Source organism: Bacillus sp. NPDC060175 (assembly GCF_042728695.1).
Taxonomy (GTDB): domain Bacteria; phylum Bacillota; class Bacilli; order Bacillales; family Bacillaceae_G; genus Bacillus_A.
This window is the reverse complement of the sequence record NZ_JBHWYR010000043.1, coordinates 30,247-46,507: the sequence shown is the minus strand read 5'-3', so window position 1 is coordinate 46,507 and position 16,261 is coordinate 30,247. Positions and strand designations below refer to the sequence as shown.

The 16,261-nt window shown below is 34.9% G+C and carries 16 protein-coding genes; 6 read left to right on the top strand and 10 right to left on the bottom strand.

The features are described 5' to 3' along the window. Nucleotides 1–325: 325 nt before the first annotated feature. Nucleotides 326–1,315 carry a lipoate--protein ligase gene (gene lplA / locus ACFWDE_RS20080; RefSeq protein WP_377894246.1) on the bottom strand — a complete coding sequence of 330 codons (990 nt, stop codon included), beginning with the start codon at nt 1,313–1,315 and terminating at the stop codon, nt 326–328. A 9-nt stretch (nt 1,316–1,324) separates the two neighbouring features. After that, the gene (locus ACFWDE_RS20075) at nt 1,325–2,059 is read right to left on the bottom strand and encodes an MBL fold metallo-hydrolase (protein ID WP_377894245.1); all 735 of its coding nucleotides are present in this window, start codon (nt 2,057–2,059) and stop codon (nt 1,325–1,327) included. Nucleotides 2,060–2,262: 203 nt separating this feature from the next. On the opposite strand from ACFWDE_RS20075, the gene yhfH reads away from it, so the two are divergent. Continuing rightward, entirely contained in the window at nt 2,263–2,391 is a 129-nt protein-coding gene (gene yhfH / locus ACFWDE_RS20070; RefSeq protein ID WP_061883874.1) for a protein YhfH, read from the top strand. 39 nt (nt 2,392–2,430) lie between these two features. Here the strand turns inward: yhfH and ACFWDE_RS20065 are convergent, their stop codons facing one another. Next, the gene (locus tag ACFWDE_RS20065) at nt 2,431–3,444 is read right to left on the bottom strand and encodes a LacI family DNA-binding transcriptional regulator (protein WP_377894243.1); all 1,014 of its coding nucleotides are present in this window, start codon (nt 3,442–3,444) and stop codon (nt 2,431–2,433) included. Nucleotides 3,445–3,639: 195 nt separating this feature from the next. Between ACFWDE_RS20065 and ACFWDE_RS20060 the strand changes: the two genes are divergently transcribed. After that, nucleotides 3,640–4,581, top strand: a complete 942-nt coding sequence (locus ACFWDE_RS20060) for a helix-turn-helix transcriptional regulator (protein ID WP_377894242.1) — start codon at nt 3,640–3,642, stop codon at nt 4,579–4,581. Nucleotides 4,582–4,673: 92 nt separating this feature from the next. Further along, a complete protein-coding gene (locus tag ACFWDE_RS20055) occupies nt 4,674–5,174 on the top strand; it encodes a DinB family protein (protein WP_377894241.1) in 501 nt (166 codons plus the stop codon). Nucleotides 5,175–5,264: 90 nt separating this feature from the next. Here the strand turns inward: ACFWDE_RS20055 and yknW are convergent, their stop codons facing one another. From yknW to ACFWDE_RS20040, 3 genes are all read right to left on the bottom strand, one after another. After that, nucleotides 5,265–5,945 carry a YknW family membrane protein gene (yknW, locus tag ACFWDE_RS20050; protein ID WP_377894240.1) on the bottom strand — a complete coding sequence of 227 codons (681 nt, stop codon included), beginning with the start codon at nt 5,943–5,945 and terminating at the stop codon, nt 5,265–5,267. Between the two features lie 81 nt (nt 5,946–6,026). Next, on the bottom strand, nt 6,027–6,329 hold the full coding sequence (locus tag ACFWDE_RS20045) for a DUF2087 domain-containing protein (protein WP_002168936.1): 303 nt from the start codon (nt 6,327–6,329) through the stop codon (nt 6,027–6,029). 29 nt (nt 6,330–6,358) lie between these two features. After that, complete coding sequence (locus ACFWDE_RS20040; protein ID WP_002125823.1) at nt 6,359–6,565, bottom strand: hypothetical protein; 207 nt, start codon at nt 6,563–6,565, stop codon at nt 6,359–6,361. A gap of 242 nt (nt 6,566–6,807) precedes the next feature. Here ACFWDE_RS20040 and ACFWDE_RS20035 point away from each other — a divergent pair, with 242 nt between their 5' ends. Continuing rightward, nucleotides 6,808–7,161 (top strand): PH domain-containing protein, encoded by a 354-nt coding sequence (locus ACFWDE_RS20035; RefSeq protein ID WP_002150013.1) that lies wholly within the window; start codon nt 6,808–6,810, stop codon nt 7,159–7,161. A 235-nt stretch (nt 7,162–7,396) separates the two neighbouring features. Continuing rightward, nucleotides 7,397–8,158 (top strand): hypothetical protein, encoded by a 762-nt coding sequence (locus tag ACFWDE_RS20030; protein WP_377894238.1) that lies wholly within the window; start codon nt 7,397–7,399, stop codon nt 8,156–8,158. A 38-nt stretch (nt 8,159–8,196) separates the two neighbouring features. Here ACFWDE_RS20030 and ACFWDE_RS20025 read toward each other — a convergent pair whose 3' ends face one another. Together ACFWDE_RS20025 and ACFWDE_RS20020 are read right to left on the bottom strand one after the other, a co-directional pair. Next, nucleotides 8,197–11,133: a YhgE/Pip family protein gene (locus tag ACFWDE_RS20025; RefSeq protein ID WP_377894236.1), complete on the bottom strand. Its 2,937-nt coding sequence runs from the start codon at nt 11,131–11,133 to the stop codon at nt 8,197–8,199. A gap of 210 nt (nt 11,134–11,343) precedes the next feature. Continuing rightward, nucleotides 11,344–11,916 (bottom strand): TetR/AcrR family transcriptional regulator, encoded by a 573-nt coding sequence (locus ACFWDE_RS20020; RefSeq protein ID WP_088077914.1) that lies wholly within the window; start codon nt 11,914–11,916, stop codon nt 11,344–11,346. Nucleotides 11,917–12,350: 434 nt separating this feature from the next. Here ACFWDE_RS20020 and ACFWDE_RS20015 point away from each other — a divergent pair, with 434 nt between their 5' ends. Next, the gene (locus tag ACFWDE_RS20015) at nt 12,351–13,199 is read left to right on the top strand and encodes a hypothetical protein (RefSeq protein ID WP_377894234.1); all 849 of its coding nucleotides are present in this window, start codon (nt 12,351–12,353) and stop codon (nt 13,197–13,199) included. A 47-nt stretch (nt 13,200–13,246) separates the two neighbouring features. Here ACFWDE_RS20015 and ACFWDE_RS20010 read toward each other — a convergent pair whose 3' ends face one another. Both ACFWDE_RS20010 and ACFWDE_RS20005 read right to left on the bottom strand, forming a co-directional pair. After that, nucleotides 13,247–13,546, bottom strand: a complete 300-nt coding sequence (locus ACFWDE_RS20010) for a hypothetical protein (protein WP_002150028.1) — start codon at nt 13,544–13,546, stop codon at nt 13,247–13,249. Nucleotides 13,547–13,682: 136 nt separating this feature from the next. Then, nucleotides 13,683–16,049 (bottom strand): DUF6359 domain-containing protein, encoded by a 2,367-nt coding sequence (locus ACFWDE_RS20005; RefSeq protein ID WP_377894233.1) that lies wholly within the window; start codon nt 16,047–16,049, stop codon nt 13,683–13,685. Nucleotides 16,050–16,261 lie beyond the last annotated feature (212 nt).

Genomic DNA, 16,261 nt, shown 5'->3' with positions numbered 1-16,261 from the left:
TCCATTAATTGCATATACACGGCTCACCTCCTCTTGACTCACTTTGAAAGGATATGGGTATTTTATTTACCAACAAATTATTAAACTAGGCCCGAAATCATTTTAAGATAATATGCACTCACCTTTCCTCTAAGCGTTTCAAGTCCCTCTTTATTTAAACTCGTATACTCCTCATACAAATTAATATTATATCGGCGATTTTTCGGATATATCGACCGCAACTCAACTTATATCAGCGATTTTTGAAATATATCGACTTACCGACAAAAAGTGACAATCCACACAAAAAGAAAGAGGCTGCCCTTTATGACAGCCTCCCTCATTTTTAGAAGAATAAATGTAAGAAATCTTCTGCTGTAATATTACCGAAGTAACGTGCAATATCCACGCCTTCTAAAGCTACAGTGAATGCATCTTTATCAAATTGTACGCCTGTTAGACGTTCTTCAATGTCATGAACATCTAGTGATCCGAAGAAGTCACCGTAAATTTTACATTCTGTTACTGTTCCTTTTTTCACTTCAAGGCGAACGTCAACTTGTCCAACTGGGAAGCGGTGTGAATGTTGTAAGTTGAACTTCGGAGATTTCCCGTAGTTCCAGTCCCAATTGCGGTAACGTTCTTCAGAAATTTTATAAATCTCTTTCCAATCCGCTTCTGTTAATTCGTACATTGGAATATCTGTTTCACCTTCGAAAATTGTTTCTAGAAGAAGTTGTCTAAACTCTTCTGTCGTCATTTTTTCGTTTAAGAACTCTGTAATATTCGCAACGCGGCTACGGATTGATTTAATTCCTTTTGATTGAATTTTATCCATTTTCACTTTTAGTGCTGATACAACGTGATCGATTTCAGAGTCAAATAATAACGTACCGTGACTAAACATACGACCTTTCGTTGAAAACTGCGCGTTACCTGAAATTTTTCTACCTTCAGCTAAAATGTCGTTACGACCACTTAGCTCTGCATTTACACCTAGTTTACCAAGCGCTTTCGTTACAGGTTCTGTGAATTTTTTAAAGTTGCTGAAACTATCTCCATCATCTTTCGTAATAAAGCTGAAGTTTAAGTTTCCTAAATCATGATATACTGCGCCTCCGCCTGATAGACGACGAACGACATGAATACCTTGTTCTTTTACGTAATCTGCATTAATTTCTTCTACAGTGTTTTGGTTTTTACCAATAATAATCGAAGGTTCATTAATGTAGAACAGTAAATATGTTTCGTTAATATCTAAATTCTTCACACAATATTCTTCAATTGCTAAGTTTATCGTAGGATCTGTAATCCCTTTATTATCAATAAATAACATCGTATCACCTCATGAATTCCAAACGTAACCACTATGCGCAAGCGTAATATGGCCGCTGAAAATTTGTTTTGCTTCTGTTACTAAATCAGATGGATTGCCTGTATGCGGTAAGTGCGTTAATACAAGCTCTTTTACATTCGCAGTTTTCGCAATACTTGCTACTTCTGTACTATTCATATGCCCTGCTTTCGCAGCCTCTTGATGTGCATACATATTACATTCACAAATGAAAAGATCAGCATCTTTTGTGAACGGAATAAATTCAGGAATATAACTTGAATCCGCACTGTATACTATGGCATCATCGCCAGCTGTAATACGCATCGCAAAGCATGTAACAGGATGAACAGTTTTTAAGAATGAAATGGAGAATGGTCCAATTTGAAGTGTTTCTTCTGGATTGTACGCGATTCCTTTCGTATGCGGTGCATGCGTTAAAGAATTAAATCCATTCTCATCAAACGAATGACTATATATTGGTAACTCCGGTAGTTGTCCCTTAGTCGCACTCGTAATTAATCTCGCATATTGCAATACCCCAATGTCTGCAACATGATCGTGATGATAGTGCGACAGTACAACTGCATCTATATCAGATGGTGTTATATATTTTTGAAGCTGTGCTAGTACACCACTACCACAGTCTACAAGTAAACGAAAACCATCGTGTTCAAACAAATACCCCGACGTTGCTTCTCCCGCTTCTGGAAAGCCGCCCCAAAAGCCGACAACAGTCATTTTCATATGTATCCATCCTTTCTAAAACCGAGTAGGAATGCCGTTTTTCTCCGTACTTGAGAAAGTTTTTTACTTACATCCTACATTGTTAACTATAATCCATTTCCTAAACTTTTTCATTAATTTTCAATTTTGTTATAAAACAGTTGTTGACTTTTGTTTTTTGTACTAATACAATGATAGTAAGAAATGGAAATGGAGGGATTGACATGATCGATCAACCAATGGAGTTTTTCAGAAATTTACCGACGAAAACTTGTGTACACTGCGGGAAAGAAATTGATGAGCAGCACGAAGCATACCATAACAAATGTGACGATTGCGTTCACGAAGAATAGTAGTTTGTGAACATAAAAAAACCTAGCAGACATAGTCTACTAGGCTAATAACATCTTATCCTTCATCGTTGAACCTTTCACCAAGAGCTCCAGTTCAAACTCATACAATTCTTTTTGTCGATAATTTTTCGTATGGATTTTATCCATCATTAAGTCGACAACTTTTCGGGCCATCTCGTCGATTGGCTGTTCAATTGTCGTAATACCAGGCTCTGTAATCTGTGATAAAATTTGATTATCAAAACCGATCACAGCGAGATCTTCTGGAATACTCCAACCATGGTGTTTTGCCTCTGAGATAATTCCAGCTGCAACCTCGTCGCCTCCTGCCAAAATCGCGGTAGGATTTTTTTTGTCCTTTAATACTTCATGGAATATTCGTTTTCCATCATCCCAAGAGAAAGCGTTTTCAAGAAAATCGATCGCTCCCACTTCTCTACTCTTTTCAGTAATAGCGCGTAAAAAGCCCATTTTTCGCTGTTGGCTCACTACTTTCGTTTCGTTACCACGGCAAAAAATAAGATTACGATATCCTTGTTCTAATACATGATTGGCAGCTATGTATGCTCCCTGTGCATGATCGAACTTCACTGTTGGAACATTTGCTTCCTCAATATATTCATTACATAACACGATTGGACCGTGTTGCAAGTATGGCTCTACATTCTCCCATGGATTTTCTAGTGAACATAGAATAATCCCATCTACTTGTTTCGTAGATAATAATTGTAAATATTCCATCTCTTTTTCCGGTAAATATCTTGTTTGACAAATAATCAGTTTATATTTATGTTCAGAAGCAGCAATCTCGATTGCTTCAATAAATCTACTAAAAAAAGGATTTGTAATCCTTGGAACAAGCACCGCAATTGTTTCTGTTTTTTGTTTACGAAGCCTTCTCGCCGCAGAATTAGGAACGAAGCCTAAATGCTTCATTGCTAATTGAACCCTTTTCTTCTTCTCATCTGAAACATATGGATGATTATTGATCACCCTAGAAACCGTTGTCCTTGATAACCCCGCTAATTTCGCCACGTCCTCGATAGTCGACACGAAATTTTCCCCCTTTACATGAAAACGTTTTCTTATCCTGATTATATAGTATATTATTGGAAACTGCAATATAGGTTCTTATGATTTTACTATATTAATATTATACATAGGAAAAAGTCTGTTAATGGCAGGGAATTACATACTACTTTTAGAAGTTCACAATAAGAATATTTATAAAATAAAGGATGATATTTCATGAATCGGACGGATCGTTTATTAGCTATATTAATTGAATTACAAAGAAAACAAACCGTTACAGCACAAAGCTTAGCTGAAAAATTTGAGACAAGTATACGCACTATTTATCGAGATATGGACGCACTCAGCGAATCCGGCGTTCCCATTTTTTCAATGCCTGGTCACGGCTATTCATTAATGGATGGTTATTTCTTGCCACCCATTCAGCTTACGCCAGAAGAGGCCGTTACTCTTTTATTGGGCGGTGATTATATTGAGAAAGCTTTCACCTCTTCTTTTTCTGTACATGCGCAATCAGCAAAAGAGAAACTTGAGATAGTCCTCCCTACTGATCAACAAAAGAAAATTGAGGAATTGCGAGGAACTTTCCGTTTCCTTTCTCCTATATTTTCAAACCAGCAAGCCGAGCAAGAAAAACTAGAGAGCCAATTTTTCTTGTTACAAGAAGCTATTCAAAGAGAGCAATCTATCTCTTTTTCGTATCGTAAACCGAGAGAAACTACAAAAACAAAACGTACCGTTCATCCTTACGGTTTAGTCAACATTTCAGGAATTTGGTACATCGTTGCTCATTGTTTACTTCGAAAACAAATACGTAATTTTCGTTTAGACCGTATGGATACATTACAGCAAGAACAAGAATTTTTTACAAAACCGAAGGACTTTTCTTTACAAGACTATCAACCTGAAAACAATCGAACTGTTACGATCCATTTATTATTCCCATCCCATATTGCACATAAAATTGTTGAGTCACGATACTTTTTTATAGATTCATACGAGCATAAAGATAATGGTTTTCATGTCTTTTTGAAATCAAGAAGTATAGATGAAGTATTTCAATGGGTATTAAGCTGGGAGAGCCAAGTGCAAGTACTAGAGCCAAAAGTTCTTTCTGAGAAAATATATGATGAAGTAAAAAAAATGTTAAAACTTTAATTTTTTTATTTTACTACTGACATAATGTTGTCAGTAGCCCTCCTTTATTGTAGGTATTAACAAATACATTTTCTTAAAAAGGGGATAATAATATGAACAAATTTGAGGATTTAGCAACGTATTACATAGAGGAATTAGAAAAATACTCTCTCGAACAATTTAGAACGAAACCTTCTACAGAAGAATGGTCTCTTGGTCAAATGTATAATCATTTACTTTCGGCTACATATATGCAGTTAGATGCAATCGAGAAATGTAAAACTGAAACACCATCTGTAGCTAACAAAAAAACGAATATGGGTGAAAAAGTATATATAATGGGGGCTTTTCCTGACATACAAATAAAAGTGCCAGATCATCCGGGATATACACCCGAAAATCCAACTAACAAAGAAGAAGTACAAGAACGTTTTCTGGAATTAATTACAGTTGTTAAAGACATTGAGCCAACACTTACTTCTATTCCTAATGATTGTAAAGCAGAGCACCCTGGACTTGGTTACTTAAATGCCACTGAGTGGTTTCAGCTCATTTCTATGCATTTTGCACATCATCTTCATCAGAAAGAACGATTGGATCACAGTATTTCATAATTTACCATAAAGAATGAAAGAAGGTGGTTTGGCACATAGCCAAACCACCTTTCTTCATACAAATGAATAAAAATATAATCCAATATACTTTTATTGTAATTTAGATATTTCTTGCATAAATCCAGATATGCTTGCTAATGCACTAGTAAAAACGAAAAGCACAATAATGAGAGTGACAAGTTTATTTTCATTTAAATTCGTAATTGTTTTTAAGCCTATTCCTAATAAAACGTAATACCAAATATTAAATATATCTATCCTTTGAGCGATTGCATGTAAAACCATATTATCTGTTGCTATCGCACCTAAACCTGTATAGGACAACTCATATCCACCAAGGGAGAACGCAATCAATCCGTTTAAAAGCATCCCTAATTTTAATACAAAAGATGCATAGATAATGATAGGAAATGTTTCCTTGTAGTTAATATCGACTCCAAAAAAAATCATAATGTTTTTATAGAATATAGGCACAAAAAATATAGCTACTATTCCACTTACTGTAGAAATTCCAAATGAAGTAAAGAAAGTTATGTATTTTGGAACAGTAAATCCAGTTTTATCATGAAACATACTAAGTGCAGGGTTATGTAAAGAATTCCAGGAAATTAAGGCGCTTGAAATGATAATAAGTAAAATTAAAAGAGTTAATGGGAGGAATATATTTCTTTGATTCCTCATCCTTTTGAATTGTAATGTCGGTGAAGTGAAAATCCCAAAAACCGATGGCTTCCTCGAAAATTCTTCATGCATAAGACTGCTAGCTTGCAAGACAATCCCTCCTTTATCGCTACATTCATCATTTTAATACAGCAAAGATATGAAAACAGGTTCTTACACAATTAGAGCTCTCTATAACATCTCCCACCTCGTCCACTCTTCCCTCGCATTCACACTATAAATATTGTCTTCTCTGTCCATAAACCCATGTATAACAAATTCTCTTCTTATCGTACAAAAATCATCATGATACTGTTTTACGAACGCATTAATTTCTTCTTCTGTATATTGGTTTCCAGCATCCAGCTTTCTAATCAAATGTTCCAATAAGACTAACTTTTTCTTTTTTTGACCTGGAATCGATTTTAAGCGGTCCTCTTTATCAAAAAAGTTGCGAATGGTCGTATCACGAAATTTCATTTGGCTTTCGGTCATTTCGTTCTCCTCCATCAGTTTTTATATTATTAAACTTTACCGTTTTTCTTTATTCTTTTACTTAAAAAATCAATAAAGTAATATCCACCAATTAAAATATAATAGGTTACAATCATTCCCACTATGTCTTTCATACTCGTATATTCTTTTTTATGAAACAAAATCGGAGATAGTGTATAAACTAAGAAGCAGACTAGCGGATATATGATGAAATAGAAGCGAGATTTTTGTCTCATACTATCAACTCCCCTGTAATATGATTCTATTCAAATTGTTTTGATTCCTTTCTTTCGTTTAGGCCAAACATAAAATATAGTAAAATTAAGGAAAAGATGCTCTTTGGAAAGTAAGAACCATTCTGAATAATATTCGAAAGACCGTACACCAAATATGCAATGTTACATATTTGGTGTATGGTCTTTCTTGCTATAATAATATCCATATAGATTGTATTTTAAATAAAAAAGGATTATATGCAATGAATCAAATTTTAGAGGATGCAAAACAACTATTACATCATGAAGAAAATATTTTATCCACTTTAAGATGTTCACTTACTGGCTATATTATTACACATAATGTCCCTCGTTCCGGAGTGTTACTTGCCACTAATAGGAGGGTTATTTTTTATGGACAATCATTCAAATGTTGTAAAAATGCATTGATTGTGGAATTTGAATATAAAAAAATTCTATCCATAGAGACGAAAAGAACATTCTTTGATAAAAAACTAATATTTTACTATGAAGACGAATATATAACGGTGGGCCAAATTTTAAGCTCGAATATTGAGGGTTTTTTAAATGTAATACAGAGAAAAAGAATTCAATAAAGTGAAACTTTAATCCGTGGGGGATTTTGTTCATCCCCCACGGATTATTAGCCTACACCAATTGGGATTTTACGGAATAAAATACTTTTCATCTAAAAGAGAAGTACAGTTCACCTTTCTTACAACTGTATTTCTCTTTCATTTTTACTTCTCTCATCCACACTTCTCTTAATTTACTTATCACTCTCATTCCTGTAACCTATTATTCAAATTGAAAAATTTCATATGGAAAATTATGTTACAATTAACTTATACATATTTTGGAGGGAAAATAGTGAAAAAAGCTATTATAGTATTAAGCATCCTATATCTTATTTTAACCGTACATACGGGAGCTGTTCTTTTAGGAAAAGAAGATTATAGAGGTGCTATCAATACATTAAAAGAAACGAAGGAGGTCTCTTCATTTCAATCTGCAAAAGACGGTGTGATTTTATTAAAAGGAACATTAACTACCGCGCAACCTATTACAGAGGAAAAACTTCAAAATAAAGAATTTGCACTTCTTGAAATTAATACGTATAAACGACGAAAAGCAAATTGGAAAAACATTGATACCGAGCAGCATATTGCAAAGCAGCTCTTACTAAACAATGAGGCTCTTCCTGCATTAAAAGAAATCCGTTTTTCGATGGAACCAATTACACTGTCAGGAAAAGATATTTCCACCGAAGATTACTCACTAAAAAAGGATGATACTCAATTAACAATTAAAGGTAAAGGATACCGATATACAGGAATAGAAAACAAATCAGACACTCTTATTTTTGGTATAAAAAAAGGAGATACACTTGAAGGGTATAGTGGTTCTGAAATTCTAATAGGAAAAACAAAAGAGGACATTGCCAGCAACATGAAACTATATACTTTTGCTGAAAGATATGGTCCATTTGTTTGGATTGTAGCTACTATTATCCTTATAAGTATTGTTATATACTTGTTCCGCAAAAATAGAAAAACAAATAAAATTTCTCATCCAATAAAACAAGACCAATAAAAAAGGCACCATTTCGGTGCCTTTTTTATATTTCTTATTTATGCTTCAATCGATTGATTTTCAGCAATATTTTTAAATTGTCGTTTGTGCATCCACGTTAATGAAGCAATTGTTCCAAGTGATAATACAACGATAAAGATCATGAGTATCCCAATATTTTGCCACATGAAGTTAAAGTCTCCGCTTGATACGACTGCTTTCAATCCTGATACCGAGTATGTCATCGGTAACCAAGCATTAAATGGTTGTAAATACTTCGGAATCAACTCTAGCGGGAATGTTCCAGCACTTGTTGTAAGCTGAATAATTAATGTGATGATGGCGATGAAACGCCCTGCATCACCGAATGCTGTTACTAAACATTGAATTAATGAAATAAACGCTAAACTCGTAACAATACTAAAGAGTATGAAGTATGGAATACTTTGTACTTCTACACCTAACCAGAACAGTAATATGACATCTGCTACTATTGCTTGAATAATACCGACTGATAGTAAAACACCAAACTTACTAATAAACCAGCTGAATCCTGATTTCGGAACGCCAACTGTATCGCGTAATGGGTATACGATAGATAATAGTAATGCCCCAACGAATAAACCGAGTGATAAGAAATATGGTGTGAATCCTGTTCCGTAGTTTGGAACTTCCGCCATTTTCTCCGTCTTCACTTTTACTGGGCTTGCAAACATATCATACGTTTTATCCGTTCCTTTTACTTCTCCTGTTTTTTCTGCACCTTCACCAAGTTTCTCAGCCAGTGTACCTGAACCATCGTTTACTTTTACAAGGCCATCCGTTACTTTTCCTGATCCGTCTGTTAGTTTATTTACTCCGTCGATTAGCTGGGTTGAGCCGGTTGATAATGCACCTAAACCTGTTGTTACTTGATCTGAACCAGATGCTAATTTGTTTACTCCATCAACTAATTGGCCGGTTCCACCTGATAATGTTCCTAAACCTGCTGTTACTTGACCTGATCCATTTGTTACTTGGCTAGCCCCTCCCGCTAACTGATTTATCCCCCCTGCAATTTGATTGGCGCCATTAGATAATTCACCTAAGCCACCATTTAGTTCACCTAAACCACTTGTCACTTTTCCAGAGCCATCCGCTAATTGATTTACACCTGTAATTAATTGATTGGATCCTGTAGATAATTCACCTAAACCATTATTTAGCTTACCCGCTCCATTTGTTAATTCATTAACTCCACTTACAAGTTCCGGCCCATTTCCCGCCATTTTACTAATACCAGTACTTAATTCTTTACTTCTCTCTGCTGCTGCTTTTGCTCCGAATTTCGCCTCCCCTAATCCTTTACCAAATTCTTGGAAACCACTAATGAATTTCGTTTGCTCTTTTGTTACTTTTTCAATACCAGCTACTAAACCATTTAGACTTTCTGGAGTTGATACTTTTGTTTGTACTCCATCTCTCTCCTCGTTCATTACACTTTTTAACTGTGATACATTTTTATGTACTGTACTTATTGTACCTACAAATTCTGTTGATTTTTTTTGAACTGTCTCTGTACCTTTCTGAACGTTTACTATAAATGGTTCTAACTTATCTTGATATTCTTGTGGTAGACTTGCAATTTGTTCTTTCAAGGCTGCCACATCTTTTGTTGTTTGATTTACACTATCTGCATTAGATAGAGAATCTTCTTTCAGTTTCCCAACACTTTCCACTGCTTTATTTATCTCTGTATTTACTTGTTGTACTGTATTTGACGATTTCTGTACATTTGATTGACCAGTTACAACACTTTGTGCTTGATCACTTAAATTTTGCAAATCTTTCCGAATTTTTTTCGCCCCTTCTTCTAGTTGACCGTTTGCACCATCAAGGTTTTCTACGCCGCTCGAAAGTTTGACTATACCTTTTTCTAACTCGCTAGAACCTGTAGCAGCCCTTTGCAAACCATCGTTTAATTCAATAGATTTACTCTCTAATTTTTTTAAACCACCATATAATTGACCTGAGCCATCAGACAGATTACCTATCCCTTTTTGTAACTCGCCCGATTTATTAACTAGCACATTTAATCCACTATTAACTTGACTAGAACCACCGTAAAGCTGTCCTGCTCCATTTAACAATTCAGTAATTCCAATCTTCATTTCTCCGGTTTTACTGTTTAACATATTTAAACCATTCGTTACTTGACTTGATCCATCTGTCACCTTTCCAGATCCATCTAACAATTTATTAATACCTGTTGTCATTTCTCCAGACTTTCCTTGCAACGTATGCAATCCATCTGTTACCTGACCAGATCCATCTAATAGCTTCCCAACCCCATCCTTCATCTCACCAGATTTCCCTTGAAGTGTATGCAGTCCATCCGTCACTTTACTTGATCCATCATGCAACTCACTAGCTCCGTCATGTAACTTATTTGCTCCGTCCGCTCCATCTGCTAATCCTTTTGAGACGTCTTTAATGGAATCAAACATTTTCTCTGCATATGTTTTCGTTAACGTGCTTGATACTTCACTTTTAATTTTTCCAATGGCTGTTCCGCCAATTTGTGAAGATAAGAAGTTTAAACTTTCATTTGGAATATATTCTAAGTTTAATGGTTTCGGATCATCTTGTAATAACGTTGTAGCGTTACTTGAGAAGTCATCTGGAATACGTACTAACATGTAATACTTTCTGCCTTCCATTCCCTCTTTCGCTTCTTTTTCACTTACAAACTCCCATTTAAAACTTTTATTATCTTTTAAATTATCAACGAGCCCTTTCCCGACTTCAATCGGTTTCCCATCAAATACTGCACCTTTATCTAAATTGACTACCGCAACTGGTAAGTCATCTAGCTGTTCATACGGATCCCAAAAGGCCCATAAAAACATACCCGCATATAAAATTGGTACAAATAAAACCGCAATGATTGGGATTAATATTTTTTTACTTTTTATAATCTCTGCAAATTCTTTACTAAGCAACTTATGCCATTTCATAATTTATCCCCCTTTTTAAAAATGACCAAAATGTCAATTTAGTCATTTTTACCCAAATAAAAAGGCTATATCTGTTCATACATATGCCTTATCCCCGAATTTATACTATGCACATTTTCATCTACTTGATTATAATATTAAACCACCCTCTTCATACATTTGACCAATTTGTTCAATTAGTCATTTTTTTATAATATTAAAAGGATTATCTTAATTTGACAATCCTTTTAGTAAATACAATTCGAATAATTCTGAGATTTTTTCTTTTTCTAACGGTTCATGATTTTTTTCCCAATCAAAAATAAGCGATACGTATAGGCGAAGCATAATAAACGCTGTAATTTCTGGATCACATTTGCTAATCTCACCTTTTTCAATCGCAATCTCTAAATAAGATTGGATGACAGAAATGATTTCCACATCTACTTGTTGCATCACTTCTTGTACTTCTTTCGTTCCCATATCACGCTCTTCTTGAATTAGTTTAATCATGAGCTGATGTTCTTTTCTAAATTCTAATATGCTGTATAATGCTCTATGTACATTTTCAAAAAATGAAATATCTGAACGAATTGCATTTTCTGCAACTTGCTTCATTTCTGTAATTAAATTAGAAATAATTTCGCCAAATAGTTCTTCTTTATTTTTGAAAAAAGTATAAATTGTTCCTTTTCCTACATTCGCTAACTTCGCAACTTGATCCATCGTCGTCGCCTTATAACCGAATGCTGAAAAAGACTTTGTTGCAGCTTCAATAATAGAACGTTTTCGATCTATCGCCACATCGTCACCTCCAAAAATGACCAATTGGACAATATAGTCAATCGGTACATATTTGATATTACCACACGCTTACATTCTATACAAGTTCTCTTTTTTAGTTATTCCCAGTATAAAAACATTCCAGTCAATCTATATAATACTGTCATAGTGTATCAGAAAAAAAGGGGAAAGGAAAAGATGTTCTTCAGATATAATTTTTATGAACACCTTTTTCTTATTTCAACGTAAAAAGCGTAATTTTGTCTGAACTAGAATTCAATATGTCCTCTCTTTTCCTTTCACTCTGACAATCTTCTTCTACAGTTAAACCTTACCTGACAACACTTAAATTCCTCTTTCTCTAATAAACAAATAAAAAAACAAGAAAATCCTTACATTTAATAGTAATATAGAAAGTAGACAGATTTATAAAAATAGTGGAGGCTTTTTCAGTCATGATGCGTGCGCTTCGTTTAAATATAAGACAAGCTTTTTATAATCGTGTTTCTTTAATTATTATGTTTAGTGGATTCGTTCTTATTTGTATTTATCATTATTATTATGTAATTCGTTATTTAGGAGATGCTGCGAATGGACCTATATCAACGGATATTAAATGGATTGGATTTCGTGGCAATGAAATGGATGTTTATTTATTATTAATGCCAGTTATTGCGAGCCTTCCCTTTAGTACAAGTTACAACTCGGATAAATCAGATGGTTTTAAACCGTTTGTCAGTAAAGAAATTTCTATATTTCCTTATTCAGTAATGAAATATATCGTTACATTTTTTTGCGGAGGAACTCTTTATACGTTTCCATTCATCTTATCATTATTATTTTGCAAATTAACCATTCCAGACGGAGAACCGACGGCTGGTTCAGGCATTATAAATGATAACGGGATGTTCGCAAACTTATATTACGATACTCCCATCACTTACATTACTGTATATATCGGAATTAATTTTTTATTTGCAGGTTTAATGGCTCTTTTAGGACTTGCTGCATCTGCATGGTCACAAAAAGATTATATGGCGCTTCTATTTCCATTTGCAACTACCGCCATTCCTTACATCCTGCTAAATACGATATTCCCTACAATAGGCGGGGCACCTATTCATTTATATGATCCAAAGCAACCGCTGCATGGCATGTCACCATATATTTTAACAATACAATGTACCTTCTTCCTCCTCGTTAGCTTATTCATGTATATACAAGGAGTAAAGCGCGATAGAAAAAAATATAGAAGAAGACTGCAAAGAAGAGATCGATGTAGAAAAGCTTTTCATCCATTATAAAAACCTAATTTCCTCACGTTATCTTGGAAATTAGGTTTTTTATTCATTTACGGCGTACCAGCCACCCCCCATAAAATAACAACCGCCGCAAAATAAGTTGCTTTAGTACCTACAACTAAACATAATGAAATAATTGCATATTTACTCAATTCTCTTCTTGCTCCTATTAAAGTAAAAATGACTGCCAAACTAAATGTTATATAAGAACTTGCTGTATTTATTAGGTTATACGTAATATCTAAATTCTGTGTAAGTCCTGTTATCTCCGCTATAAACTGAATCATGACAATACTACTAAAAAAGATTGCGATTTGATTCATTAATTTCCCACTTATTAACGCTTGCATCTTTAGCCCTTCTTCCGAAAACTAAATATTCAATTAATTTTATCGCCATATTACAAAAAAAGGAATTACATCTTCATAATTATATGACGATGTAAAAACAAAAAAGAACGCTTAGTTACCTAAGCGTCCTCTCGATTTAAGAAGCCTTCTTCAAATCAATTTGAGCAAGTACTGGATCATGGTCACTTACACGTCCATGTTCTTTCATAATATTTGAGTTTAAGTGTACTGGGTCTACAATTGTGTGCTGTACAATGTTATTTGTTACTAAAATATGATCTAACACTTGTGCGTTACCTTCATGAATGTACGTGTAACGGTTCTCTTTCGGCACTGTGTTTAACATATCCTTTAATATCGTTCCCTCTAGTGCTTCTAAAGGTTTAGAGAATTCAAAGTCATTCATATCACCTAATACAACAACTGGCGCATTCGTATTCTTTTCTTGAATACCTTTCACGAAATGATTCACTTCTTGTGCTAATTGAACTCGTTTTTCTTCACTCTTTAATACGAGCGGCTGCACTTTTCCAAATGGTGTTGCATCTCCTATTTTTGAGTTTAAGTGATTTGCAATGACAACAACATCTTGCCCTTGGAACGTAAATTCTGCCGCTAATGGTTTACGTGTACTTTCAAATAATGGATTTTCGTCTCCAATACGAACAACATTTTTATCTAGTAACTTCGGTACTGCTGCTAATTTCACGCGTGATGGATTATAGAAGAAACCGACGCGAATGTTAGCCCCTGGTGCTCCTCCGTCTTGATTGTTGCTTGGCGCAATTTCTACATACTCATACTTCGGTCCACGAATTTCTAATACAGCATCAATAATACGTTTTGCACTTAAAGAAGCATCTGTTGTTCCGTCATTAATCGATCCATTATTATCTTGCATCTCTTGGACGCCGATAATATCAGGCATTTTCAAGTTGTATTTAATAGAATAAGCTAGCGCTTTTACCTTTTCATCTGTTGTTTCTTTTTTGTTCGCTGAGAAGTTTTCAATATTATATGTAGCCACTGTTAACTTATCAAGACGCGGCTGAATATTTGCACCTACTTGCTTAAATCCACCGTCCACTACAGATGGTAATTCCGTTACTGGCGAAATGCGGAACGCACCATAGTCATATCCTACTACTCCAGTTATATCCCCAGTGAACGTATCGCCTACTTTCGCGACATAATCACGAGGTACCTTAACAGAAAGACGCTCTGGGTTTAATTGCTCTTTATCTAATAGCGGTGTGCCATACTTCGTTATAACTTTATCCCCACCGTTTTTTACTGTTACATATAAGTTACCATTTTTCTGAGGAGCGATAATTTTTGGTGTTGGCATCGTAACGCGCATACCTTCTATACTTTCATAAAAATCAATTGCATCTTCGCTCGGGTCAAATAGACCAAATCCATCATTATCAATAATTTGATCTGGGATTTTCACTCCGTTTTCTCCAAGTACAATCGGTGCTGGTAAAGGTTGATCTTTTGCGATTACAGCAACGCGACTCGCTTTAATTTCTGTCGTCGTTAAGTCCGTTTCAAAACGTTCTGCGTATCCAGGTCCAACATATTCTTCTACTGCTCCATCAACTTGAATAAGATCTCCTACCGCCACATTCGCATCTTTTTTGTATACGTAAATACCTTCTGAAGTAGCTGGATCATTATCCGGCTGATTATCTTCTATATAAAAACCATTTTTATCAAGCGCTGTGACAACGCCTTCCACATTGTTTACTTTCTTCCCGTTGTAAGGAGAAATATGGGATTTCCCTTGAATATCATGAATACGAACTGGTTCATTTGTTACGATTAGAAATGAAAATGTTGAAATCGCTGAAGAAGTAAGCCCTTCTTTTTCTGCGATTGCTTTCACTATACTATTTTCATTCATTATAATTTGTCCGTTATAACGAACGCTTTTGTTTGTAGGATTAGAGCCATCTAACGTATAGTAGATTGTTGCTCCTTCTGTATTCGTTGTTAATGTTACCGCTGTTCCTTTCGCAACTTCCCCGCCATTTGGTGAAGCCACTACATCGCTAACACGGTTTTGTTCTTCTCCGTAAAACTTATGAGCTGTTACTGATTTTAAACCTGAGCTACCGAAATATAATTCAAGCGTCCCTGTTAAGCTAACTTTCTTCCCGATATTTTCAGGATGATCTTTCACATTTACAGCCAATCTCACATCGCCTTTTGGCAACTGAACAGGCATGATTTTGTCTGGATTCGTTTCGTTTGGCGAATCGGCAATTGCCACATTTGTGTCGTCAAACTTAGCCGGATCTTTCGTGTATTTAGAAGGACTTTGCGTATACCCAACGATATATCCTTCCACTATTCCCTTCGTTTTCCCTTGCTGCTTAAATACTTGAATTGCTTTTTCTACTGACATAGAAGTAGTTTCTTCCGCCTGCGCTAAAGTTCCAGTAAATGAAAACAATAGCAAGAATGATATAAAAACACTTAACAATTTCTTCACAGCCATTTTCCTCTCCCTAATTCATATTTTCTCAGCATTTCTATCATATCAAATGATTCGTTATATAGAACTATATTTCGACAACTTTTACACAAAATTCATCTAATTTACAAGTTTTCAAACTATAATACAAAATAACTTATATAGGTTTATTGACTATCAGGTATTTTATCCAATAAACAAAACGCCTTCAATTATATTGAAGGCGTTTTGTTTGA

What these genes read in the sequence shown, in the direction of transcription:
- ACFWDE_RS20045 (WP_002168936.1), bottom strand. Translation starts at nt 6,329, where the DNA reads ATGACCGAAAGCCAAATGAAATTTCGTGATACGACCATTCGCAACTTT.
- yhfH (WP_061883874.1), top strand. Translation starts at nt 2,263, where the DNA reads ATGATCGATCAACCAATGGAGTTTTTCAGAAATTTACCGACGAAAACT.
- ACFWDE_RS20055 (WP_377894241.1), top strand. Translation starts at nt 4,674, where the DNA reads ATGAACAAATTTGAGGATTTAGCAACGTATTACATAGAGGAATTAGAA.
- ACFWDE_RS20005 (WP_377894233.1), bottom strand. Translation starts at nt 16,049, where the DNA reads ATGGCTGTGAAGAAATTGTTAAGTGTTTTTATATCATTCTTGCTATTG.
- ACFWDE_RS20035 (WP_002150013.1), top strand. Translation starts at nt 6,808, where the DNA reads ATGAATCAAATTTTAGAGGATGCAAAACAACTATTACATCATGAAGAA.
- ACFWDE_RS20040 (WP_002125823.1), bottom strand. Translation starts at nt 6,565, where the DNA reads ATGAGACAAAAATCTCGCTTCTATTTCATCATATATCCGCTAGTCTGC.
- ACFWDE_RS20025 (WP_377894236.1), bottom strand. Translation starts at nt 11,133, where the DNA reads ATGAAATGGCATAAGTTGCTTAGTAAAGAATTTGCAGAGATTATAAAA.
- ACFWDE_RS20010 (WP_002150028.1), bottom strand. Translation starts at nt 13,546, where the DNA reads ATGCAAGCGTTAATAAGTGGGAAATTAATGAATCAAATCGCAATCTTT.
- ACFWDE_RS20075 (WP_377894245.1), bottom strand. Translation starts at nt 2,059, where the DNA reads ATGAAAATGACTGTTGTCGGCTTTTGGGGCGGCTTTCCAGAAGCGGGA.
- ACFWDE_RS20015 (WP_377894234.1), top strand. Translation starts at nt 12,351, where the DNA reads ATGATGCGTGCGCTTCGTTTAAATATAAGACAAGCTTTTTATAATCGT.
- lplA (WP_377894246.1), bottom strand. Translation starts at nt 1,315, where the DNA reads ATGTTATTTATTGATAATAAAGGGATTACAGATCCTACGATAAACTTA.
- ACFWDE_RS20030 (WP_377894238.1), top strand. Translation starts at nt 7,397, where the DNA reads ATGTTACAATTAACTTATACATATTTTGGAGGGAAAATAGTGAAAAAA.
- ACFWDE_RS20060 (WP_377894242.1), top strand. Translation starts at nt 3,640, where the DNA reads ATGAATCGGACGGATCGTTTATTAGCTATATTAATTGAATTACAAAGA.